This window comes from Microbacterium sp. SL75 (genome assembly GCF_026625865.1).
GTDB lineage: Bacteria > Actinomycetota > Actinomycetes > Actinomycetales > Microbacteriaceae > Microbacterium.
The window spans coordinates 424,241-445,263 of sequence record NZ_CP113067.1; the positions used below are offsets into that span (position 1 = coordinate 424,241).

Annotated in this window: 24 protein-coding genes; 11 read left to right on the plus strand and 13 right to left on the minus strand. The window is 71.9% G+C overall.

What is annotated here, in order from left to right; translation table 11 throughout:
- Position 1 precedes the first annotated feature (1 nt).
- Complete coding sequence (gene yiaA / locus OVA17_RS01955; RefSeq protein WP_267787816.1) at positions 2-469, minus strand: inner membrane protein YiaA; 468 nt, start codon at positions 467-469, stop codon at positions 2-4.
- A 189-nt stretch (positions 470-658) separates the two neighbouring features.
- On the opposite strand from yiaA, the gene OVA17_RS01960 reads away from it, so the two are divergent.
- On the plus strand, positions 659-1,615 hold the full coding sequence (locus tag OVA17_RS01960; protein ID WP_267787818.1) for an NAD-dependent epimerase/dehydratase family protein: 957 nt from the start codon (positions 659-661) through the stop codon (positions 1,613-1,615).
- Here the strand turns inward: OVA17_RS01960 and OVA17_RS01965 are convergent.
- From OVA17_RS01965 to OVA17_RS01985, 5 genes are all read right to left on the minus strand, one after another.
- Positions 1,612-2,178 (minus strand): ribonuclease H family protein, encoded by a 567-nt coding sequence (locus tag OVA17_RS01965; protein ID WP_267787820.1) that lies wholly within the window; start codon positions 2,176-2,178, stop codon positions 1,612-1,614. The genes OVA17_RS01960 and OVA17_RS01965 overlap by 4 nt on opposite strands.
- 90 nt (positions 2,179-2,268) lie before the next feature.
- Complete coding sequence (gene gnd, locus OVA17_RS01970) at positions 2,269-3,330, minus strand: phosphogluconate dehydrogenase (NAD(+)-dependent, decarboxylating) (protein WP_267787821.1); 1,062 nt, start codon at positions 3,328-3,330, stop codon at positions 2,269-2,271.
- 86 nt (positions 3,331-3,416) lie between these two features.
- Positions 3,417-3,920 (minus strand): bifunctional nuclease family protein, encoded by a 504-nt coding sequence (locus tag OVA17_RS01975; RefSeq protein WP_210073429.1) that lies wholly within the window; start codon positions 3,918-3,920, stop codon positions 3,417-3,419.
- Positions 3,921-3,957: 37 nt separating this feature from the next.
- Positions 3,958-4,578 carry a response regulator gene (locus OVA17_RS01980; protein ID WP_210073427.1) on the minus strand — a complete coding sequence of 207 codons (621 nt, stop codon included), beginning with the start codon at positions 4,576-4,578 and terminating at the stop codon, positions 3,958-3,960.
- Positions 4,575-5,738: a sensor histidine kinase gene (locus OVA17_RS01985; protein WP_267787823.1), complete on the minus strand. Its 1,164-nt coding sequence runs from the start codon at positions 5,736-5,738 to the stop codon at positions 4,575-4,577. The genes OVA17_RS01980 and OVA17_RS01985 overlap by 4 nt, the downstream gene beginning before the upstream one ends.
- A gap of 146 nt (positions 5,739-5,884) precedes the next feature.
- Here OVA17_RS01985 and OVA17_RS01990 point away from each other — a divergent pair, with 146 nt between their 5' ends.
- Together OVA17_RS01990 and OVA17_RS01995 are read left to right on the plus strand one after the other, a co-directional pair.
- On the plus strand, positions 5,885-6,946 hold the full coding sequence (locus OVA17_RS01990) for an ABC transporter permease (protein WP_267787824.1): 1,062 nt from the start codon (positions 5,885-5,887) through the stop codon (positions 6,944-6,946).
- Positions 6,943-7,638: an ABC transporter ATP-binding protein gene (locus OVA17_RS01995; protein ID WP_267787826.1), complete on the plus strand. Its 696-nt coding sequence runs from the start codon at positions 6,943-6,945 to the stop codon at positions 7,636-7,638. Before OVA17_RS01990 ends, OVA17_RS01995 begins: the two co-directional genes overlap by 4 nt.
- Here the strand turns inward: OVA17_RS01995 and OVA17_RS02000 are convergent.
- The gene (locus tag OVA17_RS02000) at positions 7,619-7,981 is read right to left on the minus strand and encodes a hypothetical protein (protein ID WP_267787827.1); all 363 of its coding nucleotides are present in this window, start codon (positions 7,979-7,981) and stop codon (positions 7,619-7,621) included. The two genes, OVA17_RS01995 and OVA17_RS02000, sit on opposite strands and share 20 nt — an antisense overlap.
- Before the next feature lie 230 nt (positions 7,982-8,211).
- On the opposite strand from OVA17_RS02000, the gene OVA17_RS02005 reads away from it, so the two are divergent.
- Both OVA17_RS02005 and OVA17_RS02010 read left to right on the plus strand, forming a co-directional pair.
- Positions 8,212-8,493 carry a metal-sensitive transcriptional regulator gene (locus tag OVA17_RS02005; RefSeq protein WP_210073419.1) on the plus strand — a complete coding sequence of 94 codons (282 nt, stop codon included), beginning with the start codon at positions 8,212-8,214 and terminating at the stop codon, positions 8,491-8,493.
- Positions 8,494-8,503: 10 nt separating this feature from the next.
- Entirely contained in the window at positions 8,504-8,824 is a 321-nt protein-coding gene (locus tag OVA17_RS02010) for a heavy-metal-associated domain-containing protein (RefSeq protein ID WP_210073417.1), read from the plus strand.
- Positions 8,825-8,885: 61 nt separating this feature from the next.
- Here OVA17_RS02010 and OVA17_RS02015 read toward each other — a convergent pair whose 3' ends face one another.
- Positions 8,886-9,176, minus strand: coding sequence for a hypothetical protein (locus tag OVA17_RS02015; protein ID WP_267787829.1), 291 nt, complete (start codon positions 9,174-9,176; stop codon positions 8,886-8,888).
- A 99-nt stretch (positions 9,177-9,275) separates the two neighbouring features.
- Complete coding sequence (locus tag OVA17_RS02020) at positions 9,276-9,821, minus strand: PadR family transcriptional regulator (protein ID WP_267787830.1); 546 nt, start codon at positions 9,819-9,821, stop codon at positions 9,276-9,278.
- 131 nt (positions 9,822-9,952) lie between these two features.
- On the opposite strand from OVA17_RS02020, the gene OVA17_RS02025 reads away from it, so the two are divergent.
- From OVA17_RS02025 to cydC, 4 genes are read left to right on the plus strand one after another with little or no spacing between them, the layout of a single operon-like run.
- On the plus strand, positions 9,953-11,392 hold the full coding sequence (locus OVA17_RS02025) for a cytochrome ubiquinol oxidase subunit I (RefSeq protein ID WP_267787832.1): 1,440 nt from the start codon (positions 9,953-9,955) through the stop codon (positions 11,390-11,392).
- A gap of 9 nt (positions 11,393-11,401) precedes the next feature.
- Positions 11,402-12,427, plus strand: a complete 1,026-nt coding sequence (cydB, locus tag OVA17_RS02030; protein ID WP_267787834.1) for a cytochrome d ubiquinol oxidase subunit II — start codon at positions 11,402-11,404, stop codon at positions 12,425-12,427.
- A 3-nt stretch (positions 12,428-12,430) separates the two neighbouring features.
- Positions 12,431-14,134 carry a thiol reductant ABC exporter subunit CydD gene (gene cydD / locus OVA17_RS02035; protein ID WP_267787835.1) on the plus strand — a complete coding sequence of 568 codons (1,704 nt, stop codon included), beginning with the start codon at positions 12,431-12,433 and terminating at the stop codon, positions 14,132-14,134.
- Positions 14,131-15,816, plus strand: coding sequence for a thiol reductant ABC exporter subunit CydC (cydC, locus tag OVA17_RS02040; RefSeq protein WP_267787836.1), 1,686 nt, complete (start codon positions 14,131-14,133; stop codon positions 15,814-15,816). Before cydD ends, cydC begins: the two co-directional genes overlap by 4 nt.
- 1 nt (position 15,817) lies before the next feature.
- Here cydC and OVA17_RS02045 read toward each other — a convergent pair whose 3' ends face one another.
- The 4 genes from OVA17_RS02045 to OVA17_RS02060 all read right to left on the minus strand — a co-directional run bounded on the left by OVA17_RS02045 (position 15,818) and on the right by OVA17_RS02060 (position 19,004).
- Positions 15,818-16,861 (minus strand): sulfate/molybdate ABC transporter ATP-binding protein, encoded by a 1,044-nt coding sequence (locus OVA17_RS02045; protein WP_267787837.1) that lies wholly within the window; start codon positions 16,859-16,861, stop codon positions 15,818-15,820.
- On the minus strand, positions 16,858-17,637 hold the full coding sequence (gene modB / locus OVA17_RS02050) for a molybdate ABC transporter permease subunit (RefSeq protein ID WP_267787839.1): 780 nt from the start codon (positions 17,635-17,637) through the stop codon (positions 16,858-16,860). The genes OVA17_RS02045 and modB overlap by 4 nt, the downstream gene beginning before the upstream one ends.
- A complete protein-coding gene (modA, locus tag OVA17_RS02055) occupies positions 17,634-18,395 on the minus strand; it encodes a molybdate ABC transporter substrate-binding protein (RefSeq protein WP_267787841.1) in 762 nt (253 codons plus the stop codon). The genes modB and modA overlap by 4 nt, the downstream gene beginning before the upstream one ends.
- Positions 18,396-18,608: 213 nt before the next feature.
- Positions 18,609-19,004 (minus strand): TOBE domain-containing protein, encoded by a 396-nt coding sequence (locus OVA17_RS02060; protein WP_267787843.1) that lies wholly within the window; start codon positions 19,002-19,004, stop codon positions 18,609-18,611.
- A 78-nt stretch (positions 19,005-19,082) separates the two neighbouring features.
- On the opposite strand from OVA17_RS02060, the gene moaA reads away from it, so the two are divergent.
- Entirely contained in the window at positions 19,083-20,234 is a 1,152-nt protein-coding gene (moaA, locus tag OVA17_RS02065) for a GTP 3',8-cyclase MoaA (protein ID WP_267787844.1), read from the plus strand.
- Positions 20,231-21,013 carry a HesA/MoeB/ThiF family protein gene (locus OVA17_RS02070; RefSeq protein WP_267787845.1) on the plus strand — a complete coding sequence of 261 codons (783 nt, stop codon included), beginning with the start codon at positions 20,231-20,233 and terminating at the stop codon, positions 21,011-21,013. Before moaA ends, OVA17_RS02070 begins: the two co-directional genes overlap by 4 nt.
- Positions 21,014-21,023 lie beyond the last annotated feature (10 nt).

Genomic DNA, 21,023 nt, shown 5'->3' on the forward strand with positions numbered 1-21,023 from the left:
GTCAGCCGTTCGCGGGGTAGCCGGTGTACTCGACGGTCGAGGTGTCGGGGTGGAGGTTTCGGAACGCGGCGAGATCGCGCACGTTCTTCTGCACCGCGACGACGGCGAACAGGCTCATCGCGAAGCCGATGCCGTAGAAGCCCTTCTCCGACAGCAAGAGCTCGGCGTTCCAGAGGCCGACCGCCATGAGGGCGAGCGCGACGAGAAGCATGCCCCACGCGACGCCGAGGTAGGCGCCGGTGACCGGGATGTCTTCCGCGCGGTCGCGCACCGCCTTCTGCACCGAGATGGCGGCGAAGAGCCCGAGCAAGAAGACCGAGAGGCAGAAGCCCTTCTCGGCGAGCGTCATGTGCGCGTTGTAGAGGCCGATGACGTAGACCGAGGCGCCGAGCCCGAGTGCCACCCACGAGGCTCCCACGAACGCTCCGGTCGGACGACCGAGCATCTGCTGCGTGTGGATATCCGTCATCTTTCCCACCCCTTCGTCGGGTCCCCCGGAGGGGCCGTATGCCGTGGCGGAGAAGCTAGCGGAAAGTTCATGCCGAAAACGCCATGAGCCCTTCACCTGTGGACAACCACGGGGAGCCACCACGGGTCCTCGTCCGCCGTCCGCGAACCCCGTCGCCCTGGCGCCGCCGAAGATGGTTTGCTGGCCCGCATGCGACAGCTCCTCATCCTCGGTGGAACCGGATGGCTCGGCCGCGCCGTCGCGGCGCAGGCCCTCGCGCAGGGGGCCGAGGTCACCTGCCTCGCCCGCGGCGAGTCCGGCGAGACGGCACCGGGCGCACGACTGATCCGCGCCGACCGCAACGACCCCGACTCCTACGCACGCGTGCAGCGCGACTGGGACGAGGTGGTCGAGCTCTCGTGGGACCCGGGGTTCGTGGCATCCGCCCTCGACGCCCTCGCCGACCGCGCAGCGCACTGGAGCCTGATCTCGAGCGTCTCGGTGTATGCCCGCTCGGACATCCCCTTCGCCGACGAGACGGCGGAGCTCGTCGAGCCGAACGACCTCGAGCAGTATCCGGATGCCAAGGTGCACGCGGAACGGCTCACCTCGGCGCGGCTGGGTGACCGGGTGCTCCTCGCGCGGGCGGGGCTGATCGCGGGGCCGGGCGATCCCACCGACCGCTTCGGTTACTGGCCCGCGCGGTACGCCCGCGGCGGGCGGGTCGTCGCGCCCGAGGCGGCCGGCCGTCACGTCCAGGCGATCGACGTGGACGATCTCGCCGCGTGGATCGCGCACGCTGGACGCACGGGCGTCACGGGCCCGATCAACGCGGTCGGCGAAGAACTGCCGCTCGCCGCGGTGCTCGCGGCGGCCCGCGATGCGGCCGGAACGGCGAGCGAGACCGTCACCCTCGACGACGACACCCTCATCGCGCGCGGCGTCGCCTACTGGGCCGGGCCGCGCTCACTCCCCCTGTGGCTGCCCGAGAGCGCGGGAGGATTCGCGCGGCGCAGCGACGCCGCCTTCGTGGCATCCGGCGGGCGTCGCCGCTCCCTCGCCGAGACGATACGCCGCGCGCTCGACGATGAGCGCGAGCGCGGACTGAACCGCCCCCGCCGCGCCGGACTCACACCCGCCGAAGAGGCGGAGGTCATCGGCGCCTAACGCCCGTTGCGGTCAGCCGCAGAACGCGGAGGCGCCGACGACACCTCGAGCTTGTCGAGGCCCCGCAGCGAGGTCCAGATGAGTTCCTCGCCCTTCGCCGCATGCTGCGAGGCGCGCACGGCCCGCTCGTCGGCCCACGAGTTGAGCACGTGACCGGAGTGCCCGCGCACGTGCTCGAGCACGACGTCGGGAAGGCCCGCCGCCCGCCGCGCGTCGCGCGCGGCGATGAGGGCTTCGAGGATGCCCTGGTTGGCGACCGGCTTCTTCGCGCTCGTGACCCAGCCACGGCGGCGGTGGCCGTCCATCCACTTCGAGTAGGTGTCGATGGCGTACTTCGAGTCGGCCTGCACGACCAGCTCGCGCACGTCGGCGTGATCGGTGATCGCGTACAGCAGCCCGAGCAGTTCGCCGATGTTGTTCGTGCCCTCGGGGATCGATCCGGCGGCCCAGTGTCCGTCTTCGCCGACCCACGCCCAGCCCGCCGGACCCGGGTTGCCCTTGCAGGCGCCGTCGGTGGCGACGACGTAGCGGTCGGAGGATGCGGGCGACTCGGTACTGCTCATCCCTCTAGTCTCCCCCGCAGCGCCACGGACGAACGACGACGCCCCCGCCGCCGGCGTGAACGACCGACGGCGGGGGCGCTTGCACGAGGGTCAGTCGCGACCGCTCTCGGCCTTCTTCTGGCCGGCCTCGAGCACATCGCCCGCGGGCAGTTCCTGGTGTCCGCCGAACTGCAGGCGCATCGCCGAGAGCACCTGGTTGGCGAAGTGGTCCTCGCCGCGCGAGGCGAACCGCTCGAACAGCGACGCGGCCAGCACCGGCACCGGCACGCCCGTGTCGACGGCGGCCTTGACGGTCCAGCGTCCCTCGCCCGAGTCCGAGACGCGGCCGGCCAGACCGTCGAGCGTCGGGTTCTGCGCGAGCGCCGCGGCGGTGAGGTCGAGCAACCAGGAGGAGATGACCGAGCCTCGGCGCCAGAGCTCGGTGACGCGAGCCGTGTCGATGTCGAACTGGTAGTACTCGGGCTCCTCCAGGGGCGCCACCTCGGCGGAGTGCTCGCCCTGACGCAGGCCCGCGTCGGCGTTGTTCAGCACGTTCAGCCCCTCGGCGAGCGCGGCCATGATGCCGTACTCGATGCCGTTGTGGACCATCTTCACGAAGTGGCCCGAGCCCGACGGACCGCAGTGCAGGTACCCGCGCTCCTCGGTCGTGTAATCGCCGGTGCGGCCGGGCGTGCGCTCGACCTCTCCGGGACCGGGGGCGATGGTGCGCAGCACGGGCTCGAGGTGGGAGACGGCCTCGTCGTGGCCGCCCACCATGAGGCAGTAGCCGCGCTCGAGACCGAAGACGCCGCCGCTCGTGCCCACATCGACGTAGTGGATGCCGCTCTCGTCGAGCTTCTTCGCACGACGCACGTCGTCGCGGTAGTTCGAGTTGCCGCCGTCGATGATGATGTCGCCCGGCTCGAGCACCTCGGCCACCTCGTCGACGACCGTGCCGGTGAGACCGGCGGGGATCATGAGCCACACGGCGCGGGGCTTGTGCAGCTTCGAAGCCAGGTCGGCGATGCTCGTCGCCCCGGTGGCGCCCTCCGCGACCAGCGACGCCACGGCATCCTGGTTCACGTCGAACACGACGCAGTCGTGACCGTCCTTCATGAGCCTGCGGACGATGTTGGCGCCCATTCGTCCGAGTCCGACCATGGCGAGTTGCATTGGTTCCCCGTTCGTCGTGCATGACGGGCCGCGCCGCGCGGTCCCTCCGCGAGTCTAGGAGCGTCCGGAGGCACCAGGGATCGGTGCTAGCCCTGGAAATCCTCGGGATCGACGCCCTCCAGAAAGCGCCGGAACTCCTCCACCCGGTCTTCGTCCGCGCCCCCGCCGTCGAGCTCGACGGCCTCGTCCGGCACACCGGCCTCGTCGAAGACGGCGTTCGCCACGAGGATCGGTGCATCGGCTCGGGACGCGAGGGCGATGCCGTCCGAGGGACGGGAGTCGAAGGTCCGGGGCCCCGCCGGGGTGTTCAGCACCACCCGGGCGTGGAAGGTCCCCTCGTCGAGGTGGGTGATCTCGACGCGGTCCACGGATGCCGAGAGCTCGCCGAGCATCGCGGTCATGAGGTCGTGCGCGAGGGGCCGCGGCGAGCCGGTGCGCTCGATCGCGACGAGGATCGACATGGCCTCCTGCGGCCCGATCCACACGGGGAGCACCCGGTTGCCGTCGGTCGCGGTGTCGACGGGCTTGAGCAGGATGACGTGCTGCTGACCCGGGTCGAGCGCGACCCCGACGACGCGCACCCGGATCATGGAGCCATCGTACGGGGAGTGCCCGTCGCGAGAGGGTTCAGCGCACGATGCCGAGAGCCCGCGCCGCCGAGACGGCGGCGGTGCGCGACGAGACGCCGAGCTTCGAGAAGACGTGCGCGAGGTGAGACTTCACCGTCGCGTCGGTGATGTGCAGACGGGCGGCCACCTCGGCGTTCGAGGCCCCGCGGGCGACGAGTCGCACCACTTCGATCTCGCGCGCCGAGAGGGTCACGCGGGGCTCGCGCAGGCGAGCCAGAAGGCGCCCCGCGATCGCCGGGGCCAGGGCGCTCTGCCCCGCGGCGGCGGCGCGGACGCCGGCGAGCAGTTCGTGGGGCGGGGCGTCCTTCAGCAGGTACCCGCTGGCGCCCGCCTCGACGGCGCCGAGGATGTCGCCGTCGGTGTCGTAGTTCGTCAGGACGAGGACGTACGGCGGGGCGGCGAGAGCACGCACCCGCCGCGTGGCCTCGGCCCCGGCGGCCCGCTCGCCGAACTGCAGGTCCATCAGCACGAGCTCCGGCGCCAGCGATGCCGAGAGAGCGACGGCCTCGTCGGCGTCGGCGGCCTCGCCGACCACTTCGATATCGGTCTCGGCGTCGAGCAGGGCGCGCACGCCCGCCCGTACGACCGGGTGGTCATCGGCGATCACCACGCGGATCACGACGCTCCCCCCGGCAGCACCACGGTGATGGTGGATCCGGCACCCGGCGCGCTGTCCACGTCGAGCACGCCGTCGAGCTGATCGACGCGCTCGCGCATGGCCCGGAGGCCGAAGGAGTCCGTTCCGGATGCCGCGGCCTCGGCGCGACGCACGTCGAACCCGGCGCCGTCGTCGGAGATGGTCAGACGCGCCCCGCCCGGCTGCGGCACGAGCCGGATGCGCACGCAGCGTGCCCGCGCGTGCTGGGCGACGTTCGCGAGGGCCCCCTGGGCGATGCGCAGCAGGGCCGTCTGGGCGTCCATGGGCAGCGAGACCACGGCATCCACCTCCACCTCCACGTCGATACCCTCGCGCGCACCCCATCCGCCGGCGAGACGCTCGAGGGCGGAGCCGAGGCCGCGGTCGAGGCTCGGCGGGGCCAGTTCTCGGATGAACCGGCGGGTCTCGGCGAGGCCGTCTGCCGCCGTCTGGCGCGCCAGCCGTACGTGGTCGATGCCGGGACCCTCGGCATCCGCTCTCTCCGCCGCGTGGAGCAGCATCTGGATGCTCGATAGTCCCTGCGCCACGGTGTCGTGCAGCTCGCGGGCCAGGCGCGCTCGTTCGGCGAGGGTCCCCTGCTCGCGCTCGGCGGCGGCGAGCCGGTCGCGCGTGGCGAGAAGCTCGGCCACGAGGGCTTCGCGCTCCGCGGCCCTGCGCTCGAGGGCGTTGTAGCCCAGGCCGATGAGAAGCGCCACACCCGCACCGACGACGGGCCCGACGACGACGCCCACCGTGAGACCCCCGTGGACGGCGAAGGCCGCGATCGTGAGGGCGGTCGTGCCCACGACCGCGAGGGGACCCGCTCCCCCCGGGAGCACGTGCAGGTACAGGAAGAACAGCGGGAAGACGAGATACGCGGCCTCGGGGACGAGCCACACCAGCGCCGCCCACACCACCGTGAGCGCCGCCACCCACACGACACCGCGCCGCGATCGCCCCGCGCGGGCGATCCAGAGTCCCGCGAGGTACACCGCGCCCAGCGCTCCCGCGAGCACGAGGGCGAGCACGGACCCGTCCGTCAGCAGCACGCGCGCGACGACGAGAGCGAGCAGTCCGCCGAAGAGAGCGTGCAAGCCCGTGCGCAGCCCCGCGAAGACCGGGGCGAGGGGACGATGGGTCATTTCCCGATCCAGGCTACGGATGCCGGGACCCCGGCGGATCATCCGAAAGGTGGAGGAAGGGTTCGCCCACCCCGCCGATGACGGCCGGAGCGGTCCGGACGAGGGTGGGACGGAGCCGACGAGAGACGCCGGCGGAAGGAGGCGACGTGTACGTCGCATGGCGCGATCTGCGGTTCGCCCGCGGGCGATTCGCCCTCATCGGGGCGGTCGTCGCCCTCATCACCCTGCTCGTCGGGTTCCTCTCCGGGCTCACGGGCGGACTCGCCGCGCAGAACGTCTCGGCCGTTCTCGCCCTGCCCGGGGACCGGCTCGTCCTGCACCCCGTCGGCGGCGCGAGCGCGACCTTCGCCGACTCCACGATCGACGACGACACCGTCTCGGCATGGCGCGCGGCCCCGGGGGTCGATACCATCACCGCCGTCGGGATCACGCAGACACGGGCGGAGGGACCCGGAGCCGTCGGCGCCGTCGCTCTGTTCGGCCTCGACGCGGGAACGAGCTTCGACGCTCCCCACCGCGACGATGAGATCGACCTGTCGGCGGGGGCGGCCAAGAGCCTGGGCGCGATGGTCGGCGACGAGGTCACGGTGGCGGGGTCCTCCTTCCGCGTCGCCGCGATCGGAGGCGATCGGTGGTACAGCCACACCCCCGTGGCCACACTCGACGCGCACGCGTGGGCGACTCTCGATCAGCACCTGGGCGGCACGGGGCAACCGACGCTTCTCGCCGTCACCGGCTCCCCGGCGTGGGACACCGTGGCCGCCGACACCGGGACCACGGCATCCACTCCCCTGTCGAGCCTCACGGCGCTGACGACCTTCCGCTCCGAGATCGGCTCGCTGGCGCTGATGATCGCGATGCTGTTCGGCGTCTCGGCGCTCGTGGTCGGCGCGTTCTTCACGGTCTGGACGATGCAGCGCTCGGCCGACATCGCCGTGCTCAAGGCGCTCGGGGCGAGCACTCCCGCACTCGTGCGCGACGCCCTCGGCCAGGCTCTGGTCGTGCTGGGGCTCGGAGTCGGCATCGGGATCGGACTGACCGCCCTGCTCGGCACCCTCGCCGGCGCAGCGCTGCCCTTCGTCCTGAACCCGCTCACGACCCTCGCCCCCGCGGCGGTCATGGTCGTGCTCGGCCTGCTCGGCGCCGCGGTGTCGCTGCGCACAGTCACCTCCTCCGACCCCCTCACCGCCCTCGGGAGCACCCGATGATCCTTCTCGACGACGTCACCCTCACCTATCCCGACGCAGACGCCCGCGTCACCGCCGTCGACCATGTCACCCTGGAGGGCCGCCCGGGCATCGTGACCGGCATCACCGGCCCCTCGGGTTCGGGCAAGTCGAGCCTGCTGGCCCTGGCCGCCACCCTCGTGCGCCCCGACTCCGGGCGCGTGATCGTCGCGGGGACGGATGCCACCCGGCTCAGCGCCGCGGCGGCGACGGCGCTGCGGCGCCAGAGCATCGGCATCGTGTTCCAGCAGCCGCAGTTGCTCCCGGCCCTCACCGCTCGCGAGCAGCTGCGGGTCATGGCCGAGCTCGGCGGCCCCGACCGGCGCGAACGGCGTGCGCTCGTTCGTTCACGGGTCGACGAGCTGCTCGAGGCCGTCGGTCTCGGCGCTCTGGCCGATCGTCGGCCCGCCCAGCTCTCCGGCGGTCAGCGTCAGCGGGTGGCGATCGCGCGCGCTCTCGTGCACGAGCCGCGGGTACTGCTGGTCGACGAGCCGACGAGCGCTCTCGACACCGCCCGGGGCGGGGAGATCATGGCTCTGCTGTCTCGACTGACGCGGGAACGCGAAACCGCGACGCTGCTCGTGACGCACGACCTCGTGCACCGCGACGCCCTCGACGAGACGGTGGAGATCGTGGACGGGCGCGCGGCGCTCGTCACCACCCGTACGCGTTGAACCACTCGCGACGGCGGTCGGCTTCGGCGCGCGACTCGTCCCCTCGCCACGAGTCGTGGGGTTCGAGCAGACCGCCGTCGTCACGGTTCACGAACGCCCAGCAGACCGGGCATAGCGCCCGGCCGCCGGGGAATCCGTCATCGAGCGTCGGGGCGGGTTCGGCGGGAGTCCCACCCGCGACGCACTCGGGCGGGTCGGCCTGCAGGTCGCTCCAGAGTAGTCGTCCGCCGGTGCGGTGGTGAAGGCCGCGGTGTCCGTCTTCACGGGTGCAGATCTCGCCGTATCTTCGGCTGAGGCACAGTCTCCGGGCGGCGCCCGGCAGCGCTGCCAGTGTTCGCGTCATCGTTCGATTCTCGCCGCTGCGAGCGCAACGGGGGCAGGTGCGGGATGCGCACGGGGCGGTGGGGGCCGGTGGGGAAGGGATCGGCGGTCATCGCTGACCACCACCGGTGCGACGAGAGAACATGTCGACCTCCTGATGTTCCGACCATCCGCCCGTCGAGCGTGGATTCCGAGGGGGTTGACACGGCGCAAGACGGTGCTAGGCATACCCCATGGGGGTATCATCGGGGTATGCACGGATACGAGGGCCACAAAGACGACCTCCTCAAGCGTCTGCGCCGCGCCGAGGGGCAGGTGCGCGGCATCGCGCGCATGGTCGACGACGACCAGTACTGCATCGACATCCTCACCCAGGTCTCGGCCGTGACCAAGGCGCTCGAGAACGTCGCCCTCTCCCTGCTCGACGACCACCTCTCCCACTGCGTGGCCGAAGCGGCCGCACAGGGCGGCCCCGTCGCCGACGAGAAGCTGAAAGAGGCGAACCAGGCGATCGCTCGCCTGGTCCGCTCGTAAGGAGACGCACATGACCGAACAGCGCATCGACCTCGGCCTCACCTCGGCCCCCGCCGGCGGCTGCGGCGACGGCTGCGGGTGCAAGAGCGCGGCATCCACCCCCGCCGTCGCCTCGGACGAGGCGTCCTCCGTCGTGCTCCGCGTCGAGGGGATGACCTGCGAGCACTGCGTTCGCGCCGTGAGCGAAGAGCTCAACGCGCTCGACGGCGTGGAGGTCGTCGACGTCGACCTGCGTGCGGGCGACGCCTCGCTCGTGCGCATCACGGGTTCAGCCGACGAGGCCGCTCTCACCGCGGCGATCGACGAGGCCGGGTACACCCTAGTCCGGTGACCGGATGCCGCAGGCACGGCGATCCCTCACCCTCGGGAATCCGCTCCGCGTGGCGCGTGCCTCAGAAGACGCGACGCACCAGCGCGTCGACGGCCGCGTGGAACGTGAGGTGCTGCGAGATCTCGACAGCGCGGTCGTAGCGCGGTCCGCCGAGCGCCACGAACACGGCGCCGACGACTTCGACGTATCCGACGATGTACCCCTCGCGGGCGACCTCGTACAGATCGAGATCAACGCGCGTCCAGGGGATCTCGGTGAGGGCGGGCGTAGTCGAGGAGGGGGCCGCTTTCGCCGCGGCGCGAGCCGCGGCCTTCGATGATCCCGGGCGACTGAGGGGTGCTTCCATGACCATGCGACGACTCCTTGGCTCCTCCAGGTCATCCCAGAGTGCGCTGTCCGCCCCCGAACCGCGCGGCCCTTGACGCGACGGCGGATCACGGATACGTCGGGATCAGCCGACGCTGCGCGCGGGGCGACCGCGGCGTGGGCGCTGCTCCGACAGGTCGAACGGCTCCACCCCCGCGGTGAGCGATTCGACCTCATCGAGCCACCGGAGGTCCGCCTCGAGCCGCGCACGGCGCGCCGCCTGCACGATGGCGGCGGGAACGGCATCCGTCCGCTCCTCCCGCACCTCGGCGAGCGCCGCACGGACCGCTTCGCGCTGGACCGACAGGATGCCGGGCACATCCGCTCCCGGGAGCGTCACCGCGAGGGCGAGCTTGAGGGCGACGTCGTCGCGCCCCTCGACCAGCGAGGCACCGCCCAGCCACGCTCGCACCTCGACGCGGCCCTCGGCGGTCAGCTCCCACAGCACGCGCGCCTCGTCGTCGAGGCCGGCGCCCTGCACCAGCCCGTCGCGCTCGAGGCGCTCGAGGGTCGTGTACACCTGGCCGACATTGACCCGCGCTCCGGTACGCCGCTCGTATTCGGCCCGCAGCTGAGAGCCGTAGCAGGTGCCGCGGTCGAGGATCGCGAGCAGGCTCAGACGGACGGACACGGCGCCTCCAGGCGGGTCAGAAATGACTTGCCGAGTATATCGTTCGACGCCGAGGGATCCCCCGACGCGCCGAGGAGGCCCGGCGTAGCATGTGGTCTGACCACACATTCCGGTTCGATCGGAGGCTCCTCATGGAGTGGCTCGACCCCCTCGCCCTAGCCCGCTGGCAGTTCGGGTTGACGACGCTGTACCACTTCCTCTTCGTGCCTCTGACGCTCGGCATGTCGCTCATCGTGGCGATCTTCCAGACCGCCTGGTATCGGACGGGAGACGTGCGATGGCTTCACATCACGCGCTTCTTCGGGAAGATCTTCCTCATCAACTTCGCCATGGGCGTGGTCACCGGAATCGTCCAGGAATTCCAGTTCGGAATGAACTGGTCGGCGTACTCGCGCTTCGTCGGCGACGTGTTCGGCGCCCCCCTCGCCTTCGAGGGACTGCTCGCCTTCTTCCTCGAGGCGACCTTCATCGGCCTCTGGATCTTCGGCTGGGACAAGCTCCCGCGCCTCGCGCACCTCGCGAGCATCTGGATGGCGTCGATCGGCGCCACCCTGTCGGCCTACTTCATCATCGCCGCGAACGCCTTCATGCAGAACCCGGTCGGTTACCAGATGTCGGCCGACGGCCACCGCGCCGAGCTCGTCGACTTCTGGGCGATGCTCACCAATCCCGTCGCCCTCGCGGCCTTCCCGCACACGATCTTCGCGGGCTGGATGTTCGCCGCGATGGTCGTCGTCGCCGTCTCGGCCTGGCACATGGCACGCGGTCGCAACACCGACATGATGCGCAAGACGCTCCGCTTCGGCCTGTGGTCGACGCTGGTGTCTTTCGTGCTCGTCGCGATCGTGGGCGACCAGCTGAGCCTGGTCATGGTCGCCACGCAGCCGATGAAGATGGCGGCGGCCGAGGCGACCTTCAACACCGTCTGCGGACAGGATGCCTCGTTCTCGATCTTCACGCTCGGAACGCCCGACGGAACGAGCGAGCTGTTCTCGATCCGCGTGCCCTTCCTGCTCAGCATCCTCTCCACGCACTCGCTCGACGGCTGCGTCGAGGGCATCAACGACCTGAACACCCTCTACAGCCAGCAGATGTTCCCCCAGTTCGCCGACCAGGTCGACGGCAACTTCGCCCCCGTGCTCTGGGTCACCTACTGGGCCTTCCGCTGGATGATCGCGCTCGGCGGGATCGCTGCGCTCGTCAGCGTCGCGGGCCTCTGGGTCACCCGCAAGAAGGCGACCCGTCCGGTCGCCCCGTGGATGTGGCGCGTGGCGATCTGGGCCGCTCCCCTGCCGATGCTCGCGAGCCTCGTCGGCTGGATCTTCACCGAGATGGGCCGTCAGCCCTGGATCGTGTTCGGCCTCATGCTCACGCAGGACGGGGTCTCCCCCAGCGTCCCCGGCTGGAGCGTGCTCATCTCACTGATCGCCTTCACCCTCGTCTACGTCACCCTCGCCGTCGTGGAGTTCGGCCTCATCGTGAAGTTCGCGCAGAAGGGCCCCGAGCCCCTGCCCGATCCCGACGCCGAGCGAGACGACTCGGTCGAGAACACCCCGACCACGGTCTACTAGGAGCCCCTCATGGATCTCGCATACCTCTGGTTCTGGATCGTCGCCTTCCTCTTCGTCGGTTACTTCGTGCTGGACGGGTTCGACTTCGGCGTCGGCATGTCGATCCCCTTCCTCGGCAAGGACGACATCGCCCGCCGCCAGATCATCAACACGATCGGCCCCGTCTGGGACCTCAACGAGACCTGGGTGATCGTCGCCGGTGCCGCGCTGTTCGCGTCCTTCCCCGAGTGGTACGCGACCCTGTTCAGCGGCTTCTATCTGCCCCTCCTGGCGATCCTGATCGCCCTGATCGCCCGCGGTGTCTCGTTCGAATACCGCCACCAGCGCGAGTCCCTGAAGTGGAAGCGCACCTTCGACCGCATGATCGTGGCGGGATCGGCCGTCCCCGCCTTCCTCTGGGGCGTCGCCTTCGCGAACATCGTGCAGGGCGTGCCGCTGGATGCCGACCACGAGTACGTCGGCAGCGTGCTCACGCTGCTGAACCCCTACGGCATCCTCGGGGGACTCACCACCCTGACCCTGTTCTTCCTGCACGGTCTCTACTTCGTCGCACTCAAGACGGACGGGCAGGTGCGTGCCGACGCTCGACGTCTCGCAGCGCGCGCGGGCCTGGTCACGATCGCACTGGCCGCGCTCTTCCTCGTCTGGACGATCGCGAACGCCGCGAGCGCTCCGCTGTTCCTCGGCGTGGTGGCCCTCTCGGGCATCGCCGCGCTCGCGCTGATCGGCTCGTGGCTCGCGAACGCCCGCGACCGCGAGGGCACCGCCTTCACCCTCGGCGCCGTGACGATCGTCGCCGCCGTCGCCGCGCTGTTCTTCGCGCTGTTCCCGAACGTCATGCCCTCCACGCTCGCTGCGGGCTCGAGCCTCACGATCGACAACGCCTCGAGCACCGACTACACGCTCACGATCATGAGCTGGGCGGCGCTCATCTTCCTCCCGCTGATCCTCGCCTACCAGGGCTGGACCTACTGGGTGTTCCGCAAGCGCGTCACCCGCGCCCGGATCGAGAAGGCCGCGCTCGTCGCCCACTGACCGATGAAACCCGTCGACCCGCGGTTGCTCCGCTACGCCACCGCCTCCCGCGGCTTCTTCGCCGTGACCGCGGCGATCGTGCTCGCGCAGACCGGCGTGACCGTCGGCTTCGCGTGGGCGCTCGCCGCAGCGCTCGTCGGCGCGATCCAGGGCCGACCGGTCGGCGAGCTGTGGGGATACATCGGCGTGGCGGCATCGCTCGTGCTCCTGAGGGGCCTGCTGATCGCCGCCTCGGAGCGCGCGGCGGCGCGGGGCGCGGCGGCGGCGTCGCTGCAGTTGCGGGCCGCGCTCGTGGGCGCGGTCGCACGCCTGGGTCCGGGCTGGCTCGCCCGCCGAAACTCCGCCTCGCTGTCGCTCACCGCCGGCCACGGTCTCGACGCACTCGATGCCTACTTCGGTCGGTATCTGCCGCAGCTCGTGGCCACCGCGATCGCCATGCCGATCCTCATCGGCGCCATCACGCTGGCCGACCCCCTCTCGGGCCTGATCGTGGTGCTGACGATTCCCCTGATCCCGCTGTTCATGGTGCTGATCGGTCTCGCCACCCGTGGCGTCCAGGAACGGCAGTACCGCACCCTCGGCCGCCTCGCCGCACGCTTCGCCGACACCGTCGAGGGCCTCGGCACGCTCAAGGCCTTCGGACGCCAGCACCGCGCGGCGCGCTCGATCGAGACGATCACGCGCGACTACAAGCGCGAGACGATGACGGTGCTGCGCGTGTCGTTCCTCTCGGGCTTCGCGCTGGAGTTCCTGGCATCCATCTCGGTCGCGATCGTCGCCGTCACCATCGGCTTCCGTCTGCTCTCGGGTGACCTCACGCTGCTGATCGGACTCTTCGTGCTGCTGCTGGCGCCCGAGGCGTACCTGCCGCTGCGCCAGGTCGGCGTGCAGTTCCACGCGGCTTCCGAGGGGGTCGCGGCCACCGACGAGATCTTCGACGCCCTCGACGCCGCCCGCTCGGCCGAGACTCCCGAGGGGCAGACTCCGGATGCCGTCACCCCGGCGCTCGGCTCGACGATCGCGCTCGAGGGCGTCAGGGTGCACCGCGAGGGGCACGCTCTGCCCACCGTCTCGCTGTCGGTGGGACCCGGCGAGGTGGTGCTCGTGAACGGCCCCAGCGGCGTCGGCAAGTCGTCGTTGATCGCCGCGCTGCTCGGCTTCGCCGCGCACGACGGCGAGGTGCGGGTCGACGGCGTGGCCGTGCCGCACGCTCGGGATTCGGTGGCCTGGGCGGGACAACGACCCGGTCTCGTCACGGGCACGGTGGCCGAGAACGTCTCGTTCGGCTCCCCGGTCGACTCCGCCCGGGTCACCGCGTCCCTCGCCGACGCCGGAGCGGCCGAGATCGATCCCGCCATCGCGCTCGGCGCCGGCGGAGCAGGACTCTCGGGTGGGCAGGCGCAGCGCGTCGCGGTCGCGCGGGCGCTTTACCGCGCGCGGGTCGGCGGGGTGCCGACACTCGTCCTCGACGAGCCCTCCAGCGCTCTGGATGCCGACACCGAGACGCATCTCTGGGCGACCCTGCGCCGCGAGGCCGATGCCGGTCGCGGGGTCCTTCTCGTCTCGCACCGCCGCTCCGCCCGGGCGATCGCGGACCGCGTGGTCGAGCTGACGCCCCCGCGCGAATCTCCGTCGTCCGCCGTTCGCACCGACGAGCGGACGCCCGTGTCGGGCAGCCCACGCGCGGCCCAGGCGGTGCGCTCGTGAACGCCCGGGTGCGCGGCATCCTGAGTTCCGCCCTGCCCTCGCCCCGACGATTCGCACCCGCGGTGCTGTCGGGTGTCGGCACCGCGGCGAGCTTGATCGCGTTGCTCGCGGCGAGCGCTTGGCTCATCGCCCGGGCCGCCGAGCAACCGCTCGTGATGTACCTGTCGATGGCGGTGGTCGGAGTGCGCGCGTTCGCGCTCTCGCGCGGGGTCTTCCGTTACCTCGAGCGCCTCACGGGCCACGACGCCGCTCTGCACCAGCTCGCGGGAGTCCGCGCCGACCTCGTGCGCGACCTCGTGCCGCTCGCCCCCGACGGTCTCGCCCGCTCCCGCCGCGGAGGGCTGCTCTCGAGCGTGGTCGACGACGTCGAAGAGCTGCAGAACCTGCCCCTGCGGGTCGTGCTGCCGCTCGCGGTCGCCGCGCTGACCTCTCTCGCCGCCGTGATCTTCGCCGCGTTCGTCTCGTGGCCCGCGGCCGTCGTCCTGCTGGTGTGCCTCGTCGCCGCCTTCGGCCTCGCCGTCGCCGTCGGCTGGGCCGCGGGCGCCCGCGCCGAGCGCTCGATCGCGCCGCTGCGCGCCGCCGTCGCGGACGCGGTGCACGACCTGCTCGCCAATCTCGACGTGCTGACGGCGTACGGAGCCCTGGACGCCGCGACCGAGCGCGTGCGCCGAGCCGACGCCGCGCTGCGCCGGGCCGTCGTCCGACGCGGCGGAGCCCAGGGGCTGACCTCGGGCGCGGTGTCGGTGCTGGCCGGCGTCGCCTCCCTCGTCGCCCTTCTCGTCGCCGCCCCCGCTGTCACCGGCGGCGCACTGTCGGGGCCGGGGCTTGCGGTCGTCGTGCTGCTGCCGATGGCGGTGTTCGAGGTCTTCGGCCCGGTCCCCCTCGCCCTCGCCTCGTGGCGGCAGGTGCGGTCGGCCGCGGAGCGCATCGCCGAGGCCGTGCCCGAAGCCACCCCCGACGGCCTCCCCCGCGACGAACCGGCCCCGACCGACAAGGCCCCCGTCCTCGGCGCCGGCCTCGAGCTGAGCGGCATCCGTGCCCACTGGCCGGCGCGCGGTGACACCGACGGCGATTCCGGGCGCCTCGAGGACGTCGTCCTCCGCGTCGGTCCCGGCGAGCGCGTCCTCGTAACCGGCCCGAGCGGCGCCGGCAAGACCACGCTGGCGCACGTGCTCACCCGCTTCCTCGATTACGAGGGGTCGTACCGGCTCGGCGGTCGCGAGGCCCGCGAGATCTCGGGAGACGACCTGCGGCGCACTGTCGGTCTGATCGAGCAGTCGCCGTACCTCTTCGACGAGTCGGTGCGCCAGAACCTGCTGTTCGCGCGCGAGAGTGCGACCGACGAAGACCTGTGGGCGGCGCTCGAGCGCGTCGGGCTCGATGACTGGACGCGAGAGCGTGGGGGGCTCGACGCCGACGTGGGCGAGCGGGGCGGGCTCGTCTCGGGCGGCCAGGCGCAGCGCCTCGCCCTGGCGCGGGCGATCCTGCGCGGCTTTCCCGTGCTCGTGCTCGACGAGCCCACCGCGGGCGTCGACCCCGCGGCATCCGACGCCCTCCTCCGCGACCTGCTCGGCGCGGTCGACCGCGATCGCGCGGTGATCCTGGTCTCGCACGTGGACGTGCCCGACGCTCTCGTCGACCGCGAGGTGAGGCTCGAGAACGGACGCGTGGTGGCGGGCTGAATCAGGAGGCGGCGGCGAAACGGACGCGCTCGGCAGCGATGCTCACGAGCACCGTGTCGCCGGGTCGGATCGACGCGGCCTCGGCCGGGGGGACTTCCGCGGCTCCGTGATCGGTGACGACCCGGACGCCGGTCGGGGTGGGCTCGAGGTGCGATACGAGGGCCGGAGTCCCCTCCCCGAGACGCACGGCCGACGCGGGGAAGACGGCGGCCAGTGCCATACCTTCGGTCCGCGCGAGGGCGAGGGATGCGGCATCCGTCGACTCCAGCCGCAGTTGACCGCGCACGAACGCGCCGCCTCGAGCCACGCCCTCGAGGCGCTCGAGTCCCGCGATCCGCGCCGCCACGTCGGTGGCGGGGACCGAGAGCACCTCGCGCACGGGCCCTTCCTGCGTCACCCGTCCGCGCTCCACGATCACGAGCCGGTCGGCGAGAGCGGCGGCATCGATCGCGTCGTGAGTGACGGCGACGGTGGTCACCCCCGCGAGACGCTTGAGCAGCATCGCGCGGATCTCCGAAGCCGTGACCGCGTCGAGGGCCACGAGCGGTTCGTCCAGCAGCACGACCCGGGGTTCGGCGGCGAGCGCCCGGGCCACGGCCACGCGCTGCTGCTCCCCGCCCGACAACCGCGCGGGGCGACGATCACCCGTTCCCGGGAGCCCCACGCGGTCCAGCCATTCATCGGCGAGGGCGCGAGCGACGGATGCCGGGACCCCGGCCGAGCGCGGACCGAAGGCGACGTTCTCGCGCGCGGTGAGGTGCGGGAAGAGCCGGGCCTCCTGACCGAGCAGTACGATCCCGCGCTCCATCGGGGCCGTGCGCAGCCGCGGTGCGCGATCGAGCACCCGGCCGTCGACGGAGATCTCGCCCTCGTCGAGCGGGGTCAGCCCGGCGAGGGCCCCGAGCAGCGTGGACTTGCCCGCGCCGCTGCGCCCCATCACGGCCACCGTCTCGCCCGGGGCGACGTCGAGCGCGATGTCGACGACGAAGTCTCGGCGGCGCACGGCGATGCGGGCGCGGAGCTCCGCGGCATCCGGGACCGTCATCTGCCCACCCCCGGCCGCCATCCGCGCACGAGCAGCAGCACCGCGACGGCGGTGATCAACAGCAGGAGAGACAGCGCCACCGCGGTGCCCTGCGAGACACCCGCGCCGTTGAACGCCGTGTAGATCGCGAGCGGCATGGTCTGCGTCACGCCCGGGCGGTTGCCGGCGAACAGCGCGGTCGCCCCGAACTCCCCGATCGCGCGGGCGAAGCACAGCACGACCCCGGCGACGATGCCGGGGGCCGCGAGCGGGAGCGTGATGCGGCGCAGGATCGTCGCCCGACTCGCGCCGAGAGAAGCGGCGGCACGCTCGAACTCGACGCCGGTGCTGCGCAGCGCCCCCTCGACCGCGAGCACGAGGAACGGCAGGGCGACGAACACCTGCGCCAGCACGACGGCGGGGGTGGTGAAGGGCAGTCCGAGGAAACCGAACCAGCCGTTGCGCCCGAACAGGTACAGCAGGGCGACGCCGCCGACCATCGGCGGCAGCACGAGCGGCACCGTCACCAGGGCCCGCAGCACGGCTGCCGTGCGGGCGGGGCTGCGCGCGATGAGCAGCGCGAGTGGGATGCCGACGACCGCGCACACCGCGGTGGCCGCGGCCCCCGTGCCCAGCGACAGGGCGAGAGCCGAGAGGGCGGCCTCGGAGGTGACGTCGCTCCACAGCGTCGCCCACTGCACGCGCGACACGAGTGCGGTCAGCGGGACGAGGAGGAAGAGCAAGCCGGCCACCGCCGGAACGATCAACCAGCGGGGGACGTAGCCCGTCTCTCTCACGGGGCGCGGAACCCGGCGTCGGCGAGCACGCGCTGCCCGTCCTCGCCGAGGACGAACGCCACGAAGGCCGCGGCGGCGTCGGGGTTCGGCGCATCGGTCAGCGCGGCGATCGGGTACCGGTTGACGACCGCGTCGGCACCGGCGGGAACGATGGTCTCGACGTCGTCGCGACCGTTGACGTCGGTGGCGTAGACGAGGCCCGCATCGGCTTCGGACGCCGCGACCTTGGTCAGCACCGCGGTGACGTTCTGCTCGGAGCTGGCAGGGGTCACGCTCACGCCCGCGTTCGACAGCAGGGTGGCCGAGGCAGCGCCGCACGGCACCTCCGGGGCGCACAGCACCGTCGTGACGCGGGCGAGGTCCGCGAGGGTGGCCACGCCGCCCGGGTTTCCCTTCGGCACGGCGATCACGAGCGTGTTGCCGGCGAAGAGCTGAGGGGCGGGGGCCTGCGTCTTCACCTTCGCCATGTTCTTCTCGTCGGCCGAGGCGAAGACGTCAGCCGGAGCGCCTTCGCCGATCTGCGTCGCGAGGGTGCTCGATCCGTCGTAGACCGCGTTGACGGTGACTCCGGGGTGGGCCGACTCGAACGCCGAGGCGATCTCGTCGAACGAGCGCTGCAGCGAGGCCGCGGCGTACACCTCGACGGTCCCCGAGAGGGAGTCCTCGGATGCCGCGGGGGCGGTCACCGCGCCCGCGCAGCCCGAGGCGAGCACGGCGACGGCACCGAGAACGGCGAAGAAGCGGAGACTTCGGCGCATGAGAAGTCCTTTCGGCGACGCCGACGGCTCGCTCTGCCCTCAGTATTCCGCATCTGCGGACTCCGGGACGCGCTGGACCCGTTTCCACGGATTCCTACGCCGAGCACCCGTGCGCCGAACTCCGGAGAAATCGGCTCTCGAGCCCCACGATCGCCCCACCGAGCTATCTCGACCCCCGGATCTCCGGAGTTCGGCCCGCGGAGTCCGTCGGCCTCAACCGCGCGGCGCCTCGACCGTGACGACCGTCGCCTTCACCGACGCGACCGCCAGGGAGCCGGGCTCGAGCGCGAGGTCCTCGGCCGCCTCGGCCGACATGAGCGACACGACCCGGTGCGGCCCGCACTGCAGGTCGACCTGCGCCATCACCCCGTCGATGCGCACACGCGTGACGATCCCGACGAAGCGGTTGCGTGCGCTCGAGGCGATACCCGTCGGGTCGTCGGGCTCGTCGGCGAGCGCCACGGCCCGCTCCGCGAGGGCTGCTCCGGGGATCTCGGTCGGCGAGGTCCCGGTCGTCGGCAGCACCCCTTGATCGATCCACCGGCGCACGGTGTCGTCGCTGACTCCGAGAAGACGCGCAGCCTGCGCGATGCGATAGGTGTTCGGCATCCCCCGACCGTACCCCCGCGGTCCTGCCCCGGAGGCGCCACCGCCCCACCCCCGTCTGCGCTGACCTAGGCTCGACCCATGGAAGCTGCGCACGACGTCGCCGCCCCGGGACCGGTCGCGGTACCCCTCGGCGCCACGGTACTGCGCGACACCGGCGCCCCGAGCACTCTCGGCGCGATCCGCGAGAGCGGGGCCGCAGCTCCCCGCGAGGGCGGCCTGCTCGACCGGTTCGGTCGCGTCGCGACAGACCTGCGCGTCTCGGTCATCGACAAGTGCAACCTCCGCTGCACGTACTGCATGCCGGCCGACGGGATGCCGTGGCTCCCGCAGTCGCAGCTGATGAGCACCGACGAGATCCGCCGCATCGTCCGCGTGGCGGTGCAGTCGCTGGGCGCCGAAGAACTGCGCCTCACCGGGGGCGAGCCCCTCGTGCGCAAAGACCTCGAGTTCATCATCGCCGGCATCCGTGAGGACAACCCCGACCTCCCCATCTCGATGACCACCAACGCCGTCGGCCTCGACCGTCGGGCCCAGGCGCTGAAAGACGCGGGACTGACCCGCGTGAACGTCTCGCTCGACACGCTGCACCCCGAGACCTTCGCCGAGCTCACCCGTCGCCCGCACCTCGACAAGGTGCTCGCGGGTCTGCAGGCCGCCCGCGCGGCGGGTCTGGGGCCCATCAAGATCAACGCGGTGCTGCTGCGCGGCATCAACGACACCGAGATCGTTCCGCTGGTCGACTGGGCCGTGTCGAACGGCTTCGAGATGCGCTTCATCGAAGACATGCCCCTCGACGGGGACCGCTCGTGGACGGCGACGAACGTCATCTCGGCGCACGACATCCGCACCGAGATCGAGACGGCGTTCTCGCTCGCCCCCGATCCCCGCGGGCGGGGCGCTGCCCCCGCCGAGCGGTGGGAGGTGCGCCGCCCCGGCGAGACCGCGGTGGCCGGTCACGTCGGCATCATCTCCTCGGTCACCGAGCCGTTCTGTTCGGCGTGCACGCGCACCCGCGTGACCGCCGACGGCAAGGTGCGCTCGTGCCTGTTCTCGCACGAAGAGACCGATCTGCTCTCGACCCTGCGGTCGGGTGCCGACGACGAGGGGATCGCGCAGGTCTGGCGGGATGCCATGTGGGCCAAGCCCCGCGCCCACGGCTCCGACCGCGTCGGATTGGCGCGTGCCGACTTCGTCCAGCCCGAGCGCACGATGAGCGCGATCGGCGGATGAGACCGCTCGTCGAGCCGGTGGCCTCCCTCGCCCCCGAAGAACTCATCCGGACCGCCCGTCACGCCGTGCTCGTCGCGATCGGCGAAGAGGGCCAGCGCCGTCTCGCCTCGGCCCGCATCGCGGTGGTCGGAGCCGGGGGTCTCGGCTCGCCCGTGCTGCTCGCCCTCGCCGCCGCGGGGATCGGAGAGCTCGTCGTGATCGACGACGACACCGTCGAGCGCACGAACCTGCAACGCCAGCTGATGCACCGCGTCGACGACATCGGCACCGCCAAGACCGCCTCCGCGACGCGCGCCGTGCACGATCTCTCTCCTCTCACCCTCGTCCACGAGAGACACGTGCGACTCACCGCCGACAATGCACGCGAACTCTTCGCGGGCGCCCACCTCGTGATCGATGGGAGCGACACCTTCGACACCCGCGAGGCCGTCGCCGCCGCGACCGAAGAGCTCGGCATCCCCCTCGTCTGGGGAGCCGTGCAGGAGTGGGCGGCGCAGCTCACGGTGTTCTGGTCGGCCCCGCCCGAGGGCTACGCCCCGGTCGTCCTGGGCGATCTGTTCCCCGCGGGCTCCGCCGGCGAGCCCCCGACGTGCGCGCAGGTCGGCGTTCTCGGCTCTCTCTGCGTCCAGGTCGGCGGCATGCTCGCCACCGAGGCGATCAAACTCGTCACCGGCGCCGGCGACCCCCTGCTCGGCCGGCTCGTCGTGATCGACGCCCTGCGCGCCCGGCACGACGTGATCCCGCTCGTCCCGGCGGCACGCCCTGCCGTCTCACCCTGACCCCGGAGGC

What these genes read in the sequence shown, in the direction of transcription:
- yiaA (WP_267787816.1), bottom strand. Translation starts at nt 469, where the DNA reads ATGACGGATATCCACACGCAGCAGATGCTCGGTCGTCCGACCGGAGCG.
- OVA17_RS01960 (WP_267787818.1), top strand. Translation starts at nt 659, where the DNA reads ATGCGACAGCTCCTCATCCTCGGTGGAACCGGATGGCTCGGCCGCGCC.
- OVA17_RS01965 (WP_267787820.1), bottom strand. Translation starts at nt 2,178, where the DNA reads ATGAGCAGTACCGAGTCGCCCGCATCCTCCGACCGCTACGTCGTCGCC.
- gnd (WP_267787821.1), bottom strand. Translation starts at nt 3,330, where the DNA reads ATGCAACTCGCCATGGTCGGACTCGGACGAATGGGCGCCAACATCGTC.
- OVA17_RS01975 (WP_210073429.1), bottom strand. Translation starts at nt 3,920, where the DNA reads ATGATCCGGGTGCGCGTCGTCGGGGTCGCGCTCGACCCGGGTCAGCAG.
- OVA17_RS01985 (WP_267787823.1), bottom strand. Translation starts at nt 5,738, where the DNA reads ATGACCCATCGTCCCCTCGCCCCGGTCTTCGCGGGGCTGCGCACGGGC.
- OVA17_RS01995 (WP_267787826.1), top strand. Translation starts at nt 6,943, where the DNA reads ATGATCCTTCTCGACGACGTCACCCTCACCTATCCCGACGCAGACGCC.
- OVA17_RS02000 (WP_267787827.1), bottom strand. Translation starts at nt 7,981, where the DNA reads ATGACGCGAACACTGGCAGCGCTGCCGGGCGCCGCCCGGAGACTGTGC.
- OVA17_RS02005 (WP_210073419.1), top strand. Translation starts at nt 8,212, where the DNA reads ATGCACGGATACGAGGGCCACAAAGACGACCTCCTCAAGCGTCTGCGC.
- OVA17_RS02010 (WP_210073417.1), top strand. Translation starts at nt 8,504, where the DNA reads ATGACCGAACAGCGCATCGACCTCGGCCTCACCTCGGCCCCCGCCGGC.
- OVA17_RS02015 (WP_267787829.1), bottom strand. Translation starts at nt 9,176, where the DNA reads ATGGTCATGGAAGCACCCCTCAGTCGCCCGGGATCATCGAAGGCCGCG.
- OVA17_RS02025 (WP_267787832.1), top strand. Translation starts at nt 9,953, where the DNA reads ATGGAGTGGCTCGACCCCCTCGCCCTAGCCCGCTGGCAGTTCGGGTTG.
- cydB (WP_267787834.1), top strand. Translation starts at nt 11,402, where the DNA reads ATGGATCTCGCATACCTCTGGTTCTGGATCGTCGCCTTCCTCTTCGTC.
- cydD (WP_267787835.1), top strand. Translation starts at nt 12,431, where the DNA reads ATGAAACCCGTCGACCCGCGGTTGCTCCGCTACGCCACCGCCTCCCGC.
- OVA17_RS02045 (WP_267787837.1), bottom strand. Translation starts at nt 16,861, where the DNA reads ATGACGGTCCCGGATGCCGCGGAGCTCCGCGCCCGCATCGCCGTGCGC.
- modA (WP_267787841.1), bottom strand. Translation starts at nt 18,395, where the DNA reads ATGCGCCGAAGTCTCCGCTTCTTCGCCGTTCTCGGTGCCGTCGCCGTG.
- OVA17_RS02060 (WP_267787843.1), bottom strand. Translation starts at nt 19,004, where the DNA reads ATGCCGAACACCTATCGCATCGCGCAGGCTGCGCGTCTTCTCGGAGTC.
- moaA (WP_267787844.1), top strand. Translation starts at nt 19,083, where the DNA reads ATGGAAGCTGCGCACGACGTCGCCGCCCCGGGACCGGTCGCGGTACCC.
- OVA17_RS02070 (WP_267787845.1), top strand. Translation starts at nt 20,231, where the DNA reads ATGAGACCGCTCGTCGAGCCGGTGGCCTCCCTCGCCCCCGAAGAACTC.